The 18,175-nt window shown below is 71.7% G+C and carries 15 protein-coding genes; 9 read left to right on the top strand and 6 right to left on the bottom strand.

The window, feature by feature from the left end; genetic code table 11:
- Positions 1-152: 152 nt before the first annotated feature.
- Positions 153-1,076, top strand: a complete 924-nt coding sequence (locus ACIBAF_RS13825) for an aminoglycoside phosphotransferase family protein (protein ID WP_399463397.1) — start codon at positions 153-155, stop codon at positions 1,074-1,076.
- Here ACIBAF_RS13825 and ACIBAF_RS13820 read toward each other — a convergent pair.
- Entirely contained in the window at positions 1,055-2,179 is a 1,125-nt protein-coding gene (locus tag ACIBAF_RS13820) for an XdhC family protein (protein ID WP_399463396.1), read from the bottom strand. The genes ACIBAF_RS13825 and ACIBAF_RS13820 overlap by 22 nt on opposite strands.
- 158 nt (positions 2,180-2,337) lie before the next feature.
- Between ACIBAF_RS13820 and ACIBAF_RS13815 the strand changes: the two genes are divergently transcribed.
- From ACIBAF_RS13815 to ACIBAF_RS13800, 4 genes are all read left to right on the top strand, one after another.
- Positions 2,338-4,299 carry a GTP-binding protein gene (locus tag ACIBAF_RS13815; protein WP_399463395.1) on the top strand — a complete coding sequence of 654 codons (1,962 nt, stop codon included), beginning with the start codon at positions 2,338-2,340 and terminating at the stop codon, positions 4,297-4,299.
- A 74-nt stretch (positions 4,300-4,373) separates the two neighbouring features.
- On the top strand, positions 4,374-6,239 hold the full coding sequence (locus tag ACIBAF_RS13810) for an endoglycosylceramidase (protein WP_399463394.1): 1,866 nt from the start codon (positions 4,374-4,376) through the stop codon (positions 6,237-6,239).
- Positions 6,240-6,305: 66 nt separating this feature from the next.
- Entirely contained in the window at positions 6,306-7,091 is a 786-nt protein-coding gene (locus ACIBAF_RS13805; protein ID WP_399463393.1) for a MerR family transcriptional regulator, read from the top strand.
- Positions 7,088-8,296, top strand: coding sequence for a glycosyltransferase (locus ACIBAF_RS13800; RefSeq protein WP_399463392.1), 1,209 nt, complete (start codon positions 7,088-7,090; stop codon positions 8,294-8,296). Before ACIBAF_RS13805 ends, ACIBAF_RS13800 begins: the two co-directional genes overlap by 4 nt.
- A 7-nt stretch (positions 8,297-8,303) precedes the next feature.
- On the opposite strand, the gene ACIBAF_RS13795 is transcribed toward ACIBAF_RS13800, so the two are convergent.
- Complete coding sequence (locus ACIBAF_RS13795) at positions 8,304-9,566, bottom strand: YncE family protein (RefSeq protein WP_399463391.1); 1,263 nt, start codon at positions 9,564-9,566, stop codon at positions 8,304-8,306.
- A 183-nt stretch (positions 9,567-9,749) separates the two neighbouring features.
- Here ACIBAF_RS13795 and ACIBAF_RS13790 point away from each other — a divergent pair, with 183 nt between their 5' ends.
- The gene (locus ACIBAF_RS13790; protein ID WP_399463390.1) at positions 9,750-10,424 is read left to right on the top strand and encodes a TetR/AcrR family transcriptional regulator; all 675 of its coding nucleotides are present in this window, start codon (positions 9,750-9,752) and stop codon (positions 10,422-10,424) included.
- Between the two features lie 36 nt (positions 10,425-10,460).
- Here ACIBAF_RS13790 and ACIBAF_RS13785 read toward each other — a convergent pair whose 3' ends face one another.
- The gene (locus ACIBAF_RS13785; protein WP_399463597.1) at positions 10,461-11,726 is read right to left on the bottom strand and encodes a glycosyltransferase; all 1,266 of its coding nucleotides are present in this window, start codon (positions 11,724-11,726) and stop codon (positions 10,461-10,463) included.
- A gap of 228 nt (positions 11,727-11,954) precedes the next feature.
- On the opposite strand from ACIBAF_RS13785, the gene ACIBAF_RS13780 reads away from it, so the two are divergent.
- Positions 11,955-13,925, top strand: coding sequence for an RICIN domain-containing protein (locus ACIBAF_RS13780; protein WP_399463388.1), 1,971 nt, complete (start codon positions 11,955-11,957; stop codon positions 13,923-13,925).
- A 263-nt stretch (positions 13,926-14,188) separates the two neighbouring features.
- Here ACIBAF_RS13780 and ACIBAF_RS13775 read toward each other — a convergent pair whose 3' ends face one another.
- Positions 14,189-14,554 carry a nuclear transport factor 2 family protein gene (locus tag ACIBAF_RS13775; RefSeq protein ID WP_399463387.1) on the bottom strand — a complete coding sequence of 122 codons (366 nt, stop codon included), beginning with the start codon at positions 14,552-14,554 and terminating at the stop codon, positions 14,189-14,191.
- Between the two features lie 170 nt (positions 14,555-14,724).
- On the opposite strand from ACIBAF_RS13775, the gene ACIBAF_RS13770 reads away from it, so the two are divergent.
- Positions 14,725-15,015, top strand: coding sequence for a hypothetical protein (locus ACIBAF_RS13770; RefSeq protein ID WP_399463385.1), 291 nt, complete (start codon positions 14,725-14,727; stop codon positions 15,013-15,015).
- Between the two features lie 73 nt (positions 15,016-15,088).
- Here the strand turns inward: ACIBAF_RS13770 and ACIBAF_RS13765 are convergent, their stop codons facing one another.
- Together ACIBAF_RS13765 and tnpA are read right to left on the bottom strand one after the other, a co-directional pair.
- Positions 15,089-16,843 (bottom strand): ABC transporter ATP-binding protein, encoded by a 1,755-nt coding sequence (locus tag ACIBAF_RS13765; RefSeq protein WP_399463384.1) that lies wholly within the window; start codon positions 16,841-16,843, stop codon positions 15,089-15,091.
- 137 nt (positions 16,844-16,980) lie between these two features.
- Positions 16,981-17,442, bottom strand: coding sequence for an IS200/IS605 family transposase (tnpA, locus tag ACIBAF_RS13760; protein WP_399463383.1), 462 nt, complete (start codon positions 17,440-17,442; stop codon positions 16,981-16,983).
- A gap of 27 nt (positions 17,443-17,469) precedes the next feature.
- Between tnpA and ACIBAF_RS13755 the strand changes: the two genes are divergently transcribed.
- Positions 17,470-18,175: RNA-guided endonuclease InsQ/TnpB family protein (locus tag ACIBAF_RS13755; protein ID WP_399463382.1), on the top strand; the 706-nt coding region annotated here is incomplete at its 3' end.

Genomic DNA, 18,175 nt, shown 5'->3' with positions numbered 1-18,175 from the left:
CGGACCTCCTTCCTTCGCGAGACGAAGGACAGAGGACATGCATGCCTGTCCGTTGTGGGCGCGTACCCCTTTGCGCGCGCCTCACACCTCCCTTGCCCACCGCATCCGACGGACGCCGAATTCGGTGGACGCCGCCGTCGTGTGCCGCTGTCATGGAGGGCGTGCTGATCGACACCACGCTCGTACGCCGTCTGCTCACCGCGCAGTTCCCGCACTGGGCCCACCTTCCCGTCACCCCCGTCCCGAAGTCCGGCATGGACAACGCCACCTTCCGGCTCGGCGACGAGCTGTCCGTACGGCTCCCGCGCTACGCGCACTGGACCGGGCAGGTCACCCGGGAGCAGCGCTGGCTGCCCCGCCTCGCGCCGCTCCTGCCGCTGCCCGTGCCGGAGCCGGTCGCCCAGGGCGCCCCCGGCGAGGGCTACCCCCACCCGTGGTCGGTGTACCGCTGGCTGGACGGGGAGACGGCCACTCCCGAGGCGCTGGCCGACCCGGTGCGCACCGCCCTCGACCTGGCCGGCTTCCTCAGCGCCCTCCAGGACGCCGACCCCACCGGCGGACCCGGCCCGCAGCAGAGCAACGCCTTCCGGGGCGTGCCGCTGGGCGACGACCGCGACTCGATTGCCCACGAGGCACGGGTGCGACCGAAGATCGAGGCGCTCAAGAAGGCCCGTCTGGCCGACGCCGGCGCGCTCACGCAGGTGTGGGAGGCGGCGCTCGCCGCGCCCGCCTGGCACAAACCGCCGGTGTGGGTCCACGGCGACCTCGACGCGGGCAACCTGCTGCTGCGCGACGGGCGGCTCGGCGCGGTCATCGACTTCGGCACGCTCGCCGTGGCCGACCCGGCGGTGGACCTGCAGCCCGCGTGGAAGTTCCTGCCCGCCGAGGCCCGCCCGGTGTTCCGCGAGGCGGTCGGCGCCGACGACGCCACCTGGGCACGCGCCCGGGGCTGGGCCCTCGCCGGGTCGCTGCCGGTCCCCGACGACCCGTTCTTCCGCGACCACCCGGCCCGCGTCACCGCGGCCCTGCACCACCTGGAGCAGATCATCGCGGACTACCGGGCGGACGGGGCCTGACCTCCCGGCGCACCGTGGATCGCCCCGGCCGTCGCCGTCAGCGGAGCACCGCTGCCGCCCCAGCGCAGCGCGACGATCTCGGCGGCCACCGACACGGCGACCTCCTCGGGCGTACGGGCCCCCAGGTCCAGTCCGACCGGTGAGCGCAGCCGGGACAGCTCGCGGTCGGTGAGCCCGGCCTCGACGAGTCGCGCGCGGCGCTGGTCATGGGTGCGGCGGCTGCCCATCGCCCCGATGTAGGCGGCCGGCCGGCGCAACGCCACCTCCAGCAGCGGCACGTCGAACTTCGGGTCGTGGGTCAGCACGCAGATCACCGTGCGTCCGTCGGTGTCCGTGCCGCGCAGATACCGGTGCGGCCAGTCCACGACCACCTCCACGCCCGGCCAGAACCGCTTCGGGGTGGCGAAGACCGGGCGGGCGTCGCACACCGTGACCCGGTAGCCGAGGAAGTCGCCGATCCGGGCGACGGCGGCCGCGTAGTCGATCGCGCCGAACACCAGCATGCGCGGCGGCGGCGCGAAGGAGTGCAGAAACACCGAGACGGCGTCCTCCCGCCGCTGGCCGCGCGGCCCGTAGTGCCGGACGCCGGTGACGCCGAGGGCGAGCTCACCGCGTGCGTCGGCCGTGACCGCCGCGTCCAGGCCCTGCGAGCCCAGCGTGCCGGAGGTCCGCTCCGGCCAGACCGCGAGGGCTGCCCCGCGGGGGGCCGGGCCGTCGGTGACCGTGGCCACCGTCACCGGCTCGCCCGCGGCGACCGAGGCCGCGACCGCCCCGAACGACGGGTCGAGGGCGGGCGTCACGGGACGCACGAGCACGGTGATCTCGCCGCCGCAGGTCAGCCCGACGGCGAACGCGTCCTCGGCGCTGTACCCGAAGGTCTCCAGCCGGGCGCTCCCATCGGCCACGACCTGCTGAGCCAGCTCGAACACCGCGCCCTCCACACAGCCCCCGGACACACTGCCCACGACCTCGTCGCCCGGCCCCACCGCCATCGCCGCGCCCGGATCGCGCGGCGCGCTGCGGCTGACGGCGACCACGGTGGCGAGCCCGAACGGCACACCGGAGGCGTACCACCCGTTCAGCGCCGGGAGAATCTCGTGCATGTTTGAACGTTAATCCGTTGCCGCTCCGCCCGCCGTTCTGCTGCACTGCGCGGGTACCGCCCCGGAAGATCCACCGCAGGAAACAGGAGCAGAGATGCGAACTTCGTTCATGTCCCCCCAGGAAGGAATGACCCCCATTTCAAAGGACATGACACGTCGTGCGCTTGCTCAACCTCGGGATCCTCGCCCATGTCGACGCCGGTAAGACCAGCCTCACCGAGAGGCTGCTGCATTCGGTCGGCGTCATCGACGAGCTCGGCAGCGTCGATGCGGGCAGCACCCGCACCGACACCCTCGCGCTGGAGCGCCGGCGTGGGATCACCATCAAGTCGGCCGTCGTCTCGTTCCGGGTCGACGACGTCACCGTCAACCTGATCGACACCCCCGGTCACCCGGACTTCATCGCCGAGGTGGAGCGGGTCCTCGGGGTGCTCGACGGGGCCGTGCTCGTCGTCTCGGCCGTGGAGGGCGTCCAGGCGCAGACCAGGATCCTGATGCGGACCCTGCGCCGGCTGCGCATCCCCACCCTCGTCTTCGTCAACAAGATCGACCGGCGCGGCGCACGCGACGAGGGCGTCCTGCGGGAACTGACCGAGCGGCTGTCCGCGCCGGTCGTCCCGATGGGCGCCGTCACGGGACTGGGCACGCCCGAGGCCGCCTTCCGCCCCGGGCCGGTGCGCGAGCTCGACGTCCTCACCGAGCACGACGACGACCTCCTGTCGGCGTACGTCGACGCCGCCGTCACACTGGAGCGCGTGCGCGCCGCCCTGCTCGCCCAGACCCGCGACGTCCTCGTCCACCCGGTCCACTTCGGCTCCGCCGCGACCGGTGCCGGGGTGCCCGAACTGATCGCCGGGATCCGGGAGTTGCTGCCCGCCGCCGACGGCGATCCCGAAGGGCCGCTCTCCGGCACGGTGTTCAAGGTGGAGCGGGGCCCGGCGGGCGAGAAGATCGCCTACGCCCGCCTGTTCTCCGGCGCCCTGCGCACCCGCGACGAGGTCCCGTACGGAGCCGGCGCGGCCAAGGTCACCGCGATCAGCGTCTTCGACCAGGGCACGGACGTACGGCAGGAGGCGGTGTCCGCGGGCCGGATCGCCCGGCTGTGGGGGCTCGCCGACGTCCGCGTCGGCGACAGCCTCGGCGCACCCCGCAGGGAACACGGCCACTTCTTCGCACCGCCGACCCTGGAGACGGTCGTGGTGCCCGGTCCCGGGACCGACCGGCGTTCCCTGCACGTCGCCCTCACCCGGCTGGCCGAACAGGACCCGCTGATCGGCCTGCGGCACGACGAGGTCCGCCAGGAGACGTCCGTGTCGCTGTACGGGGAGGTGCAGAAGGAGGTCGTACAGGCGACCCTTGACGACGAGTACGGCCTCCACGTCACGTTCCGCGAGACGACACCGCTGTGCGTCGAGCGCCCGGCCGGCGCCGGGGCGGCGGCCGAGTTCATCAAGAAGGACGCGAACCCGTTCCTCGCCACCGTCGGTCTGCGCGTCGAGCCGGCCCCGCCCGGCTGCGGCGTGACCTTCGGCCTGGAGGTGGAGCTGGGCGCGATGCCGTACGCGTTCTTCAAGGCGGTCGAGGACACCGTCCGCGAGACCCTCGGCCAGGGACTGCACGGCTGGCAGGTCACCGACTGCGCCGTCACCATGACCCACTCCGGCTACTGGCCCCGCCAGAGCCATGCCCACCAGGGCTTCGACAAGAGCATGTCCAGCACCGGGCACGACTTCCGCGGCCTGACCCCGCTGGTCCTGACCGAGGCACTGCGCCGGGCGGGGACGCAGGTGTACGAGCCGATGCACCGCTTCCGCGTCGAGGCCCCGGCGGACACCCTGGGCGCGCTGCTGCCCGTGCTCGCCGCGCTGCGTGCCGTACCGCGCACGACGGACACCAGGGGCGCGCGGTGCGTGCTGGAAGGGGTGGTGCCGGCCGCGCGGGTGCACGGCCTCGAACAGCGGATTCCGGGGCTGACGCGGGGTGAGGGCGAGTGGGAGAGCGGCTTCGACCACTACGCGCCCGTCGCCCACGGCGCCCCGCCCCAGCGGCCGCGCACGGACCACAACCCGCTCAACCGCAAGGAGTATCTGTTGAACGTGACGAGCCGGGTGTCCAACTGAGCTGACGGGGAATGAACTTACTGGAGGGTCAGAAGGTATTGACGGTGTCCGGAAATCACCGGACTGTAGTGGACATGCCGAATGTCCGGGCTCGTCTGCTCGCTGTTCTGGTAGTCCTTTGCGGACTCTGTGGCTTCCTGACGGTGGCGGGCTCTCCGACCGCCACCGCCGCCGCCACGCTCCCCGACTCCCTCTCCTTCGACGGCACGGCGCTCACCGTGTCGGGCGGCCGCTTCGTCGACGGCAACGGCCGCGAGGTCGTGCTGCGCGGCTACAACGTCTCCGGCGAGACCAAACTCGCGGAGAACAAGGGCCTGCCCTTCGCCTCCGTCGCCGACGCCAAGAAGTCGGCGACGGCCCTGCGCGCCCTCGGCGGCGGCAACTCCGTCCGCTTCCTGCTCTCCTGGGCCTACGCCGAACCGGTGAAGGGCCAGGTCGACACCGCCTACCTCGCCGCCGCCACCGAGCAGATGCGGGCTTTCCTCGACGCCGGCATCCGGGTGTACCCCGACTTCCACCAGGACCTGTACTCCCGCCACCTGTTCAACTCGGGCAGCTGGTACACCGGCGACGGCGCCCCCGCATGGGCGGTGGCACTCGGCGGCTACCCCAGCGAGTCCTGCGGGATCTGCTTCACGTGGGGGCAGAACATCACCCAGAACGGCGCGGTGAAGGCCGCCCAGTACGACTTCTGGCACAACGACCACGGCCTCCAGGACTACTTCCTGGCCACCGCCCAGAAGACCATGGCGTACGTCAAGGCGAACCTCACCGCCGAGGAGTTCACCGGCGTCCTGGGCTTCGACCCCTACAACGAGCCCTACGCCGGCAGCTACGACTCCGGCCAGAACAGCCGCACCTGGGAACGCGACGTGCTGTGGCCGTTCTACGTGAAGTTCCGGGCCCGGATGGACGCGGCCGGCTGGACCGACAAGCCCGCCTTCGTCGAGCCGAACCTCTTCTGGAACGGCAACGTCAGCAAGGAGGAGGGCGGCCTCCTCGACGCGGGCACGCTCGGCTCCCGCTACGTCTTCAACACCCACTTCTACGACCAGAAGGCCATCTCCGGGATCCTGATGTGGGGCAACGCGGAGAACGGCCAGTACGTGACCGACTTCGGCAACGTCCGTGACCGCGCCTCGGCGCTCGGCACGACGGCGATCGTCAGCGAGTTCGGGCACCCGCTGAACGGCTCGACCGCCGGCAAGGCTCCGACCGTCCTGAAGGCGATGTACCAGGCCCTCGACTCCCGGGTGAAGGGCGCCAACTGGTGGAGCACCCCGGCCGTCTCCGGTCCGGTCCTGTCCGGCTCGCAGTGGCAGTGGGACATCTACAACGGCCGTCACCACGAGCTGATGAACGGCAACGCCGACAAGGTGCAGACCTCCGGCGACGCCTGGAACGACGAGGACCTCTCCGCCGTACGCCTCGACGGCAGCGGCACGGCGACCCTCCGTCAGGACGCCCGTCTCCTCGACCGGATCTACCCGAGCGCCACCTCCGGCGCCACCGTCGCCTTCACCTACGAGGACCGCTCCCGCGACGGCTCCACCACCCTCACCTGGAACCCGGTCCCCAGCACCCTGCCCAACACGGCACAGCTCGTCGGCTCCGGCCAGTACGGGCTGCTGGTGTGGCGCTCGAACGGCGGCACGGCCCCCACCGAAATGCACCTGCCCGCCTCCTTCCCGACCGCGACCACCACCGTCGTCTCCGACCTGGGCACGGTGTACGGGCCGCCCGCGTACACGGCGACCACGAAGATCGCCGCGGCCGCGGAGCCGGGCGGCGCCGGCAGCCGACGCCTGCTGCTCAGCGCCCCCGACTCGGGCGCCGTGCACTACGCCCTGGTCACCAACGGCGCCACCGCCCCCTCCGCGACCCTGCTGGCCGCCGCCCGCACGGAACTGTCGGCGTGGGTGGCGCAGAAGGTGGGGTAGCCGCCCGCCGCTTGACCCTTCCCCTGCGTCAGGGTTGAGGCTTGACCTCGACGCAAGGGCAGGTGGATGACGTACTCCGTGAGACAGGTCGCGGCCTTCGCCGGAGTGACGGTGCGCACGCTGCATCACTACGACCGGACGGGACTGCTGAAGCCCGGCGGTCGCAGCCGGGCCGGATACCGGCTCTACGACGACGCCGATCTGGCCCGGCTCCAGCAGATCCTCTTCTACCGCGAACTCGGCTTCTCCCTCGACGAGATCGCCGCCATCCTCGCCGACCCGCACGCGAACGCCCTGGAGCGGCTACGGGCCCGGCAGCGCAAGCTGGAGGAGGAGATCGCCCGGCTGCAGCGGCTGGCGGAGGTCGCCGAGCGGGCGATCGAGGTCCAGCAGACCGGGGTGCGGCTCACGCCCGAGGAACGGTTCGAGGTCTTCGGGGACATCGCCTTCGACCTCAGCTACGCCACCGAGGCCCGGCTGAAGTGGGCCGACTCGGCGGGGCAGCGCGCGGCGATGGCCCGGGCCGCCGCCCACACCAAGGAGGACTGGCGCAGGCTGATGGCCGAGGCCGCCGACTGGCGCGCCGAACTGCTCGACGCCTTCGACGCGCAGGAGCCGGCCGACGGTGAGCGGGCCATGGACCTGGCCGAGGAACACCGCCGCCATGTCGCCCGGTGGTTCACCGACTGCCCGCCCGCCATGCACCGGCGCGTCGCCGACGACTTCGCCGCCGACCCGCGCGCCTTCGCCCTCGTCGTGCCCCCGCCGCAGCAACGGCCCGGCCTCGCCGCCTACCTGTGCAAGGCCGTCCATGCCAACGCGGCCCGCACCGCTGCCGAGGAGAACCCTTGAGAATCCTGATCGCCGCCGCCGGATCCCGCGGCGACATCGCCCCGTACACCGGCCTGGGCGCGCACCTGAGCGGCGCCGGACACGATGTCACCCTCGCCGCCACCGAGTCCCACGCGCCGCTGGTACGCGCGGCCGGGCTGGAGTTCCGGGGCCTGCCAGGCCGTCCGGAGGGGGAGGCGGACGGCCGGCGCGCGCTCATGCGCACCGCCGCCGCGTTCGTCACCGAGCTGGGGCAGGGCTTCGCCGACGTCGTGACCGAGAGCGGTCCGGAGCTGCTGCTGCTGTCCACCACCACCGCCCCGCTCGGCTGGCACCTCACCGAGGCGACCGGCGTGGCCGGCCTGGGCGTCTACCTCCAGCCCACCGCCCCCACCGGCGACTTCCCGCCGGTCGTCACCGGCGCCCGCTCCCTGGGCCGCCCCGCCAACCGCGCCGCCGGCCGCTTCGCCCTGCGCATGGCCGACCGCCTCTACACCCAGGCCGTCACCGCACTGCGCCACCGCCTGGAGCTGCCCGCGCTGACGCCCGCCGCGACCCGCCGCCGTCAGGACCGGGCCGACTGGCCGGTGCTGCACGGCTTCAGCACCGCCCTCGTGCCGCGCCCCCGCGACTGGCGCCCGGGCCTGGAGGTGGCCGGAACCTGGTGGCCGTACGTCGATCCGGCCGAGCGGCTGCCACCCGAGGTGGAGGACTTCCTCACGGCAGGTCCGCCGCCCGTGTTCGTCGGCTTCGGCAGCATGGCCGCCGGTCACGGGGAGCGGCTGAGCGAGATCGCCGTACGGGCCCTGCGCGCCGCCGGTCTGCGCGGCATCCTGCAGACCGGCAGCGCCGGGCTGACCGCCGCCGGCGACGACGTCCTGACCGTCGGGGACGTGCCCCACGCGCTGCTGTTCCCCCGGACGGCCGCGGTGGTCCACCACGCCGGAGCGGGCACCGCGGCGGCAGGACTGCGCGCCGGGGCGCCCGCGGTACCGGTGCCGGTGACGGCGGACCAGCCGTTCTGGGCGCGGCGGCTGGCGGTGCTCGGCGCCGCCACCGCACCCCTGCCGTTCCGGTCCCTCACCGCCGAACTGCTCGCCGACGCCCTCGACCGAGCCGTCCGCGACCCCGCATACGCCCGCTCCGCCCAGGCCGCCGCGAAGCGTCTGGCGACGGAGGACGGAGCGGGCGCGGTGCTCAAGGCGGTGGAGCGGCAGGCTGGTTGAGGGAGCGTCAGCTGCCGGTGCCCGTCCAGTCGGCGGCGACGTGGCCCAGCCGGACGCGCTGCGGGTGGTCGCCCACCGGCACCGACACGACCTTCTGCCCGGTGGCGAAGTCGATCGCGGTGACCTGGTCGGCGCCGCTCTCGGAGATCACGCAGTCCTTGCCGTCGCCGCTGACCGTGGCCCAGTAGGGCTTCGAGGCGGTGACCAGCGGGCCCTCCTGGAGGGTGGTGCGGTTGACGACCGTCGCGTAGTCGTCCATCGTGCCCGCGACGCACAGCTTGCTGCCGTCGGGGCTCATCGACAGGCCGTGGTGGCGTGAGTCGTTGACGAACGTGGTGCGGTCGTCGCTGGTCGCCGGGTTCTTCGGCAGGGTCTTCGTCCGGGTGATCTTGTCCGTGGCGAGGTCGTACTCGAAGAAGCCGTTGAAGAACGAGACCTGGAAGTACAGCTTGGACTCGTCCGGTGAGAAGACCGCCGGGCGCACCGCGTCCGAGTAGTCCTTGAGGCCGATGGCGTCCAGCCGCTGCCGCATGTCGATGATCTTGACCTGCTGGTAGGTGTTCGCGTCGACGACGGTGATGCGCCGGTCGCCCTTGGTGAAGTCCTGCCACGGCGCGTCCATCGAGGTGTTCACGTCGCCGATCGACATGTTGTAGATGTACTTGCCGTCCTTGGTGAAGATGTTCTCGTGCGGCTTGTCGCCGGTCTTGAACGAGCCGACCTGCTTGCCGGTGACGATGTCCAGGACGTGCACGGTGTTCGAGATCGACGCGGAGACCGCGACCCGCTTGCCGTCCGGTGAGACGGCCATGTGGTCCGAGCGGTAACCGGACACGGCGAAACGCCAGTTGATCTTCCCGGTGGCCAGGTCGATGGAGACGACGTCGGCGAAACTCGGTCGGGAGACGACTACCGAGGCGCCGTCGGGCGTGGTGTACATGTCGTCGACGAACTGGTCGTGGCCCTCGCCGACGCCGTTGCGGATGGCCTGGAAGTAGATCCACTTGATCGGGTCGGCGTTGATCTCCGCCATCCGGGCGGCCTTGTCGGGGATCACGTTGATCCGGCCGACCTTGGCGAAGTCCCCGCTGGACTTGATGACGTCCGCGGTGCCTTCCCAGTTGTTGCCGACGAAGAGCACCTCGCGCAGGGCGGCGGCGGTCGAGGCGTCGGAGGCAGCCGTGGCGGTGGCGGCGGTCGCGGGAGCGGTGACGGTCAGGACGAGGGCGGCGGCTACGGAGCAAAGGTGCCTGGTTCTGAAGGCAGGCATGGCTGCTCTCTCCTCTGGGGGTGGCGGAAAGGACAAGGCAGGGCAAAGCGCCCCGACCGAATCTGAACACGGGTGCGTTCAAAGTTGACTTACTGGAAAGTAAGGAAGGGGTGCCCTTCGCCACAAGAGTCCGTACACGACAAAATTGGCGGCGGGGGAGCACGGAGCGACGAGGGAGGGTCAGTGACGGGCAGGCTCAGAGCGCCGACCGGCAGATACGGCGGCAAGACCGCCGAGCAGCGGCAGGCCGAGCGGCGCGGGAGGTTTCTGGACGCGGCACTGCAGTTGTTCGGGGGCGCGCCCGGCTACCGCGGCACCACGGTCGCCTCGCTCAGCGAGGCGGCCGGTCTGTCGACCCGTCAGTTCTACGAGGAGTTCCGCACCCTGGAGGACGTCCTGGCGGCGCTGCACCTCCAGGTCAACGCCTGGGCCGAGGAGGCGGTCATAACCGCCTTCGCCGTCGCGGAGGGCCAGCCGCTCGTCGACCGTGTCACGGCGATCTTCCGCGCCTACGCGGCCAACGTCACGGCGGACCCGTGCCGCATCCGGATCACCTTCGTCGAGATCGTCGGCGTCAGCCCCCGACTGGAGGAACAGCGCCTGGCCCGCCGCGCCAGCTGGGTCGACCTCATCTGCGCCGAGGCGACCGCGGCCGCCGCCCGCGGCGAGGCGGCCCCCCGCGACTACCGGCTCGCGGCGACGGCCTTCATCGGCAGCGTCAACGGCCTCCTCCACGACTGGAGCGCGGGGTGGGTGGACGCGACCCTGGACGAGGTCGTCGACGAACTGGTCCGCCAACTGCTGGGGATACTGCGCCCACCGGGGTGGACGCCCGAGGAGCCCTGGCTTGATCTTTAAGTCCCGTCCGCAAAGTCCCGCCTGGCTCACGACGGCCTAGGATCCGCCCTGGCCGATGGGGCCGGGGCGGTCGGACGACAGGCGGGCCACCGCCTCCACCACCCGCCCCACGCCGTCCTCCCCGCGCACCCGTCCCCCCAGCTTCCGCGCGCGCTCGCGGTACTCGGGCTCGCGGGTGGCCCGCACGAGCGCTGCGGTGAGGGCGTCGGCGGTCAGTCGGCGCAGTGGCAGCGAGGTCGGGGCCACCCCGAGGGCGACCAGGCGGTCGGCCCAGAAGGTCTCGTCGAACTGGATCGGCACCGGCACGGCGGGCACCCCGGCCCGTACGCCGGCCGCCGTGGTGCCCGCACCGCAGTGGTGGACCACCGCGGCCGTCTCCGGGAAGAGCAGCGCGTGCGGCACATCGTCGACCGTCAGCATGTCGTCGCCGTCGGCCGCGAGGCCCGCCCAGCCGCGCTGGATCACCCCGCGCAGGCCCGCCCGCCGCAGCGCCCGCACGATCTCGCCGCTCAGCCGCCGTGGGTCGGGCACGGTCGCACTGCCCAGTCCGACGAAGACCGGCGGCGCCCCGGCGTCGAGGAACTCCCGCAGTGCAGGCGGGAGCCGGCTCTCCCGGTCGTACGGCCACCAGTAGCCGGTGACGTCGAGCTCGGTGCGCCAGTCCCGGGGCCGGGGCACCACCAGCGGGCTGAAGCCGTGCAGGACCGGCCAGCCGGGCCGTTGCCGCGCCCGCAGCCCGGTGCCGGGACGGCGTGCGGCGGGCAGCCCCAGCCGGGCCCGCACCGTCGGCAGGACGGGGGCGAAGATCTGCTCGACGGCCACCCCGACACCGTGCCCGGCGAGCCGGTTGCCGACCGCGCCCCAGGAGCCGCCGCCCAGCATCGGCGGCGCGAACTCCCGTGTGGGGGCCACGGGTTGGAGGTAGAGACCGAGGCTCGGCAGGGACAGGCCCTCGGCGATGGTGTGTCCCAGGGGCGCCACCGAGGCGGAGAGCAGCAGCACGTCGCTCGTGCGGGCGGCGGTCAGGATGTCGTCGGTCATCTGCCCGACCAGTGCCCGCGCCATCCGGGCCACGCGCAGCAACTTGCCCGGGCCGGTGGTGCTGCGGTGCAGACCCCGGCCCCGCTCGGACTCCAGCTCGGCCCGCGGATCGACCGGCAGCGCGTGAAAGCCCACCCCCGAGCCCGCCACCAGAGGCGCGAACCGGGCGTGTGTGACCAGGGTGACCTCGTGTCCCGCCCGCACGAGGCCGTGCCCCAGCCCGGTGAAGGGGGCCACGTCGCCCCGGGATCCCGCCGTCATGATCGCCACTCGCACGACGGACAGTATGGCGGCGCTGAGCCCGGTCGTGGGTGAACGACCCCACGAAAGCCGCCACTTCGTCTGTGGCAGCCGTCTTTCGTGACCGGTCACATCACTTCTGTCGCAGCCGTTGACTTCCCTCTCGGGCGGCTCTACTTTCGGCGCGCAATACGTTCGGTTCGCCGACCCTTGTTCGATATTTCGAAGTTCGAATTCCGGAGCCGCCGCATGCTTCCCCCACCCCGCCCCAGCCTCGTCCGGCGCTGCAGATCCGCCTGCAGATCCGCCGCCGCACGCGTGCTCGCCCTGCTGCTGACCGCGACCGCGGCCCTGCTGTTCGCCCAGCCCGGCGCCGCCGAGGCCGCGACCTCGCGTCAGATCGCCGTGCCCGCCGCCCCGATGGGCTGGGCCTCCTGGAACAGCTTCGCCGCGAAGATCGACTACAACGTCATCAAGCAGCAGGTCGACGCGTTCGTCGCCGCGGGCCTGCCGGCGGCCGGGTACAAGTACATCAACATCGACGAGGGCTGGTGGCAGGGCACTCGCGACAGCGCGGGCAACATCACCGTCGACCAGTCCGAGTGGCCCGGCGGCATGAGCGCCATCGCCGACTACATCCACAGCAAGGGTCTGAAGGCCGGCATCTACACCGACGCGGGCAAGGACGGCTGCGGCTACTACTTCCCGACCGGCCGCCCCGCCGCCCCGGGCAGCGGCAGCGAGGGCCACTACGAGCAGGACATGACCCAGTTCTCCACCTGGGGCTTCGACTTCGTGAAGGTCGACTGGTGCGGCGGTGACGCCGAAGGCCTCGACGCGGCGACGACGTACCAGTCGATCAGCGACGCCATCGCCAAGGCCACGGCCGCCACCGGCCGCCCGATGACCCTGTCGCTGTGCAACTGGGGCCGGCAGAACCCCTGGAACTGGGCCCCGGGGCAGGGCGCGATGTGGCGCACCAACGACGACATCATCCTGTTCGGCAACAAGCCGTCCATGACCAACCTGCTGACCAACTTCGACCGCAACGTGCACCCCACCGCCCAGCACACCGGCTACTACAACGACCCGGACATGCTGATGGTCGGCATGAACGGCTTCACCGCCGCCCAGAACCGCACCCACATGAACCTGTGGGCCGTCTCCGGCGCCCCGCTCCTCGCCGGCAACGACCTGAGCACGATGACGACCGAGACCGCGAACATCCTCAAGAACCCCGAGGTCGTCGCCGTCGACCAGGACCCCCGCGGCCTCCAGGGCGTCAAGGTCGCCGAGGACAGCAGCGGCCTCCAGGTGTACGGCAAGGTCCTCGCCGGCACCGGCAAGCGGGCCGTCGTCCTGCTCAACCGCACCTCCGCCGCCGCGAACATCACCGCCCGCTGGTCCGACCTGGGTCTGACCAACGCCTCCGCGACCGTCCGTGACCTGTGGGCGCGCGCCGACGTCGGCTCGTTCGGCACGAGCTACACAGCGAACGTCCCGGCGGGCGGCTCCGTCATGCTCACCGTCACCGGCGGCGCCGAGGCGTCGGGCAGCACGTACACCGGCACGTCGAGCTTCTCCGGCGTGGTCGCCGGGAACACCGGCCTGAAGGTCGTCGACGTCGCCTACACCAACACCGCCGCCACCGCCCGCAGCGCGACCCTCAAGGTCAACGGCCAGACGGCGACGACCGTCTCCTTCCCGCCCACGGGCTCCGCGCAGGGCACGATCAGCCTCCAGGTCGCCCTGTCGAAGGGGTCGACCAACACCCTCACGTTCACGAACGCGCCGACCCTCGCCGACATCACGGTCAAACCACTGCCCGGCATGAACGGCACCCTGGTCGTCGGCAAGCAGTCCGGACGCTGCCTGGACATGTACAACAACACCATCGCCAACGGCACCCAGGCCGAGCTCTGGGACTGCAACGGCGGCTCCAACCAGGCCTGGACGTACACCTCCCGCAAGGAACTCGTGGTGTACGGCAACAAGTGCCTGGACGCCTACAACCAGGGCACCGCCAACGGCACCAAGGTCGTGATCTGGGACTGCAACGGCCAGAACAACCAGAAGTGGAACGTCAACAGCGACGGCACGATCACCAACGTCAACGCAGGCCTGTGCCTCGACGCCAACGGGGCGGGCACGGCCAACCGCACCCCGATCGTCCTGTGGACCTGCGGTACCGCCGACAACCAGAAGTGGACCCTGACCTGACGCTGTGAGCCGCAGGGCAGACGACCCTGCGGCTCACCGGCGTCGACCGCGCCGCGTGCGCACGGCACGCGGCGTCGGCGGACGCGGGCGGGACCGCGCTGCTCTCAGCGCGGTCCGCAGCAGGGCGACGGACGCCCGTCCCCCTGCTGCGAGCGCCGGCGCCCACAGCGCAGAGCGAGCCGGACGCGACCGGCCCGACCCTGCCCGGACCGAGAAGGTCCAGGTCATCCGGGAGGTGACCCGGACCCCGGTGGTCCTTCTTCCTACTCGTCCCATGCCTGGATCAGCGTCTGCTCGACGATCTTGCCGTCCCGCAGGGTGATCATCGACTCGGCGAGCACGCGCACGCCGTCCGCGTACCGGCAGGACTCGCTGTAGGCGGCGCGATCGCCCTGGACGATGCACTCCTCCAGCTTGTGGGTCATGTCCCTGCCGTAGACGTCCTCGAGCATCAGGGCGATCTCGTCCCGGCCGTGCAGCACCTTGGGACTGCTGGGCTGGGTGTTGTGGTCGATGACGCGCAGTTCGGCGTCGTCGGCGTAGAGCGACAGCAGCGCCGCCGCGGACTGTCCTTCCACGCCCCTGCGCAGGGTCTCGGTGTTGAATGCGGAGCCTGCCGTGGTGCCCATGGTGACCTCCTCGAAGGGCCGCGGTCGATGGGGAGGACGGAACGCCGGGCCCTCCCTTCGAGACTCCTCCGGCACGCCGGGCTCGGCAAGCGCAGCCCGTCCGCTCCACCTGTCGGGTGAGCACGGCCGCCCACCCGTGTCCGGCGGCCCGCCCCGGCGTTGCTGAGGGCATGATCTCCACTCGACGCATCGCCGCTCTCGCCGCCGGGGTCACGGGCCTCGCAGCGGCCCTGGCGAACGCGGCCGAAGCCCCGCACACCGGCCGGTTCAACCCGATGACCACGCCGGACTCGCTTGCCGCGAACCAGATTCCCGTGGAGCACCGCGCCGACCTTCCGCCGGCCTCGCGCCAGTTGGGCGAGCTCAACAAGGTGACCCAGCTCGACAAGCTGAACGAGCTGCACCAGGTGACCGACCTCGTCGCCCCTGTCACCGGGCTGCTGCCCGGCATCCAGGGCTGAGCGTCGTACCCCTCCACCCGCTGGGGGCCGTCCGGACGTCCGGACGGCCCCCACACGCGTCTGGGCCTCCGGGTCACTCCACCGTCGCGAGGAACTGGGTCGCCGCCAGCTCCGCGTAGAGCGGGTCGCCCGCCACCAGCTCTCGGTGCGTGCCCACCGCGCGGACCCGGCCCGCGTCCATGACGACGATCCGGTCGGCCATCGTGACCGTCGACAACCGGTGCGCGACGACGAGGACGGTGGTCGTCCGGGCGACGTCCGCGACGGTGTCCCGCAGCGCCGCCTCGTTCACCGCGTCCAGCTGGGACGTCGCCTCGTCGAGCAGGAGCAGCCGCGGACGGCGCAGCAGCGCGCGGGCGATGGCCACGCGCTGCCGCTCGCCGCCGGACAGCTTCGTCCCGCGATGCCCGACCAGCGTGTCCAGCCCCTGTGGCAGCCGAGCGACCAGCCCGTCGAGACGGGTCGTCTTCAGCACGCGGCGCACCGTGTCGTCGTCGGCCTCCGCGTTCCCCAGCAGCAGGTTGTCGCGCAGCGAGCCCGACAGCACGGGGGCGTCCTGCTCCACATAGCCGATGCAGGAGCGCAGCTGGGACAGCTCCCAGTCGCCGAGGTCGCGGCCGTCGAGGGTGATCGTGCCGGCCTCGGGGTCGTAGAACCGCTCGATCAGCGAGAACACCGTGGTCTTGCCGGCGCCCGAGGGCCCGACGAACGCGGTCATGCCCCGGGCCGGCACGTCGAACGTCACCCCGTGGTGGACGTACGGCAGGTCGTCGGCGTACCGGAAGCGGACGTCGGCGAAGGCGAGCGCGGCCGGTTCGGCGCTGGGGGAGGGGAGGGGGGCGGGGCGGGACGCCGGCTCGGCGGGCAGGTGCAGGGCCTCCTGGATGCGGCTCAGGGCGGCGGAACCCGTCTGGTACTGGGTGATCGCGCCGACGACCTGCTGGATCGGCGACATCAGATAGAAGACGTACAGGAGGAACGCCACCAGCGTGCCGACCTCGATCGCGCCCGTCGAGACCCGCGCCCCGCCCACCGCGAGGACGGTGATGAAGGCGGTCTGCATCGCCAGGCCCGCCGTGTTGCCCGCGGCCGCCGACCACTTGGCGGCGCGCACGCTCTGCCGCCAGGACTCCTCTGCCGCCGAGTGCAGCGTCGCCTCCTCACGGTGCTCGGCGCCCGAAGCCTTCACCGTGCGCAGCGCGCCCAGCACCCGCTCCAGCGAGGCCCCCATCACCCCGACCGCGTCCTGCGCGCGCCGGCTCGCCCGGTTGATGCGCGGCACGATCACCCCGAGGACGGTCCCCGCGCCCAGGATCACGGCCAGCGTGACCCCCAGCAGCACGGGATCCACCAGGCCCATCATGACGACCGTGGCGACCAGTGTCAGACCGCCGGTGCCGATACCCACCAGCGAGTCGGTGGTGACCTCGCGCAGCAGCGTCGTGTCGGAGGTGATGCGGGCCATCAGGTCGCCGGGCTCGCTGCGGTCCACGGCCGTGATCCGCAGCCGCAGCAGATACGAGGACAGCGCCCGCCGGGCGCCGAGCACCACCGACTCCGCCGTGCGCCGCAGCACGTATGAACCCAGCGCGCCCAGCGCCGAGTTGGCGACGACCAGCGCCGTCAGCGCGAGCAACGCCCCGGTTATCGCACGGTCGTGACCCAGGTCGTCGATCAACCCTCGTGCCACGAGCGGCAGCAGCAGCCCGGTGGCGCCGGTGACCAGCGAGAGCGCCGCACCCGCCAGCAGGGCCCAGCGGTGTGGCCGCACATAGTCGAGCAACAGTCGCCAGCTCGGCCGGCCGCCGGCGGTCTCTGCGATGGTCACGAGGCTCCTCGGAGGTCGGGTCGGAGCCCTCAGGCTACGTCGGCGCAGGCGGGGTGCGGCCGCGGGCACGTGTTCAGGGCACGTGTCGGGCCTGCCGCCGGTGCCCTTACCGGTTTCCTTGCAGAAAGCCCCGGCGTTCACGCCGGGGATGAATGCATCTCAAGACTGCTCTGACGTGCACCTTGGAGTGGACGTTTCTGCTGCTCGATGTACTGGCGGACGATCGCCAACGGCGCACCGCCGCACGACGCGGAGAAGTAGGAGGGCGACCACAGGTGTCCGTGCATGAGGGCGCGGTTGATCCTTCCGGTGAACTCCTGCCGTATCCGCCGCGCGGAGACGCCCTTGAGGCTGTTGACCAGCTTGGAGACGGCGACCTTGGGCGGGTAGTCGACCAGGAGGTGAACGTGATCGCGTTCGCCGTTGAACTCCTTCAGCTCCGCTTCGAAGTCCTCGCACACCTTGCGCATGATCTCTTCGCAGCGCGTCAGCATCTCATCGTCGAACACGCCGCACCGGTACTTCGTCACGAAGACCAAGTGCACGTGCATCGCCGAAACCACGTGTCTGCCACGCCTGTAGTCGTTCTGCCCATCCATGAGACCAATCGTAGTAAGATCTTGGCCATGCAGCTCCGCTACAACTACCGGGCCTACCCTGACGCCTCCCAGCGCCGTGCGCTGGCGAGAGCGTTCGGGTGCGCCCGCGTGGTGTGGAACGACTGCCTGCGCGACCGAAAGCAAGCGCACGCGGCGGGGCAGCCCTATGTGAAGTCGGCCGAACTGTCCCGGCTTCGCATCACCCAGGCCAAGCGCACCGAGGAACGCGCCTGGCTCGCCGACGTCTCCGCGGTCGTCCTGCAACAGCCCCTGCGGGACCTCGACACTGCCTGCAAGAACTTCTTCGACTCGCTTCTGGGCAAGCGGAAGGGCCGCAAGATCGGCCCTCCCCGCTACAAGCCGAAGAAGGACACCCGCCAGTCGATCCGCCTCAACGCCAACGCCTTCTCCCTCCGAGGCGACGGCACGGTGTACGCGGCCAAGGTCGGCAACCTCAAGGTCAAGTGGTCGCGCCGGCTTCCGGCCGCCCCGACTTCCGTGACCGTCACCAAGGACAGCTCCGGTCGGTACCTCCTCAGCTTCGTCGTCGACACCGAGCCGGACGTCCTCCCCGAGGCGGAGACCGACGCCGGCATCGACCTCGGGCTGTCCGCCTTCGCCGTCCTGTCCGACGGCCAGAAGATCGACAGCCCGCGCTTCCTGCGCCGGGCCGAGAAGAAGCTCAGGCGCCTTCAGCGGGAGCTGTCCCGCAAGGCCAAGGGATCGAAGAACC

Origin of the sequence: Streptomyces sp. NPDC051677, from assembly GCF_044453465.1 — a bacterium.
Taxonomy (GTDB): Bacteria; Actinomycetota; Actinomycetes; order Streptomycetales; family Streptomycetaceae; genus Streptomyces.
This window is presented reverse-complemented; position numbering and strand designations above follow the sequence as displayed.

What these genes read in the sequence shown, in the direction of transcription:
- ACIBAF_RS13825 (WP_399463397.1), top strand. Translation starts at nt 153, where the DNA reads ATGGAGGGCGTGCTGATCGACACCACGCTCGTACGCCGTCTGCTCACC.
- ACIBAF_RS13820 (WP_399463396.1), bottom strand. Translation starts at nt 2,179, where the DNA reads ATGCACGAGATTCTCCCGGCGCTGAACGGGTGGTACGCCTCCGGTGTG.
- ACIBAF_RS13810 (WP_399463394.1), top strand. Translation starts at nt 4,374, where the DNA reads ATGCCGAATGTCCGGGCTCGTCTGCTCGCTGTTCTGGTAGTCCTTTGC.
- ACIBAF_RS13805 (WP_399463393.1), top strand. Translation starts at nt 6,306, where the DNA reads ATGACGTACTCCGTGAGACAGGTCGCGGCCTTCGCCGGAGTGACGGTG.
- ACIBAF_RS13795 (WP_399463391.1), bottom strand. Translation starts at nt 9,566, where the DNA reads ATGCCTGCCTTCAGAACCAGGCACCTTTGCTCCGTAGCCGCCGCCCTC.
- ACIBAF_RS13785 (WP_399463597.1), bottom strand. Translation starts at nt 11,726, where the DNA reads ATGACGGCGGGATCCCGGGGCGACGTGGCCCCCTTCACCGGGCTGGGG.
- ACIBAF_RS13780 (WP_399463388.1), top strand. Translation starts at nt 11,955, where the DNA reads ATGCTTCCCCCACCCCGCCCCAGCCTCGTCCGGCGCTGCAGATCCGCC.
- ACIBAF_RS13775 (WP_399463387.1), bottom strand. Translation starts at nt 14,554, where the DNA reads ATGGGCACCACGGCAGGCTCCGCATTCAACACCGAGACCCTGCGCAGG.
- ACIBAF_RS13770 (WP_399463385.1), top strand. Translation starts at nt 14,725, where the DNA reads ATGATCTCCACTCGACGCATCGCCGCTCTCGCCGCCGGGGTCACGGGC.
- tnpA (WP_399463383.1), bottom strand. Translation starts at nt 17,442, where the DNA reads ATGGATGGGCAGAACGACTACAGGCGTGGCAGACACGTGGTTTCGGCG.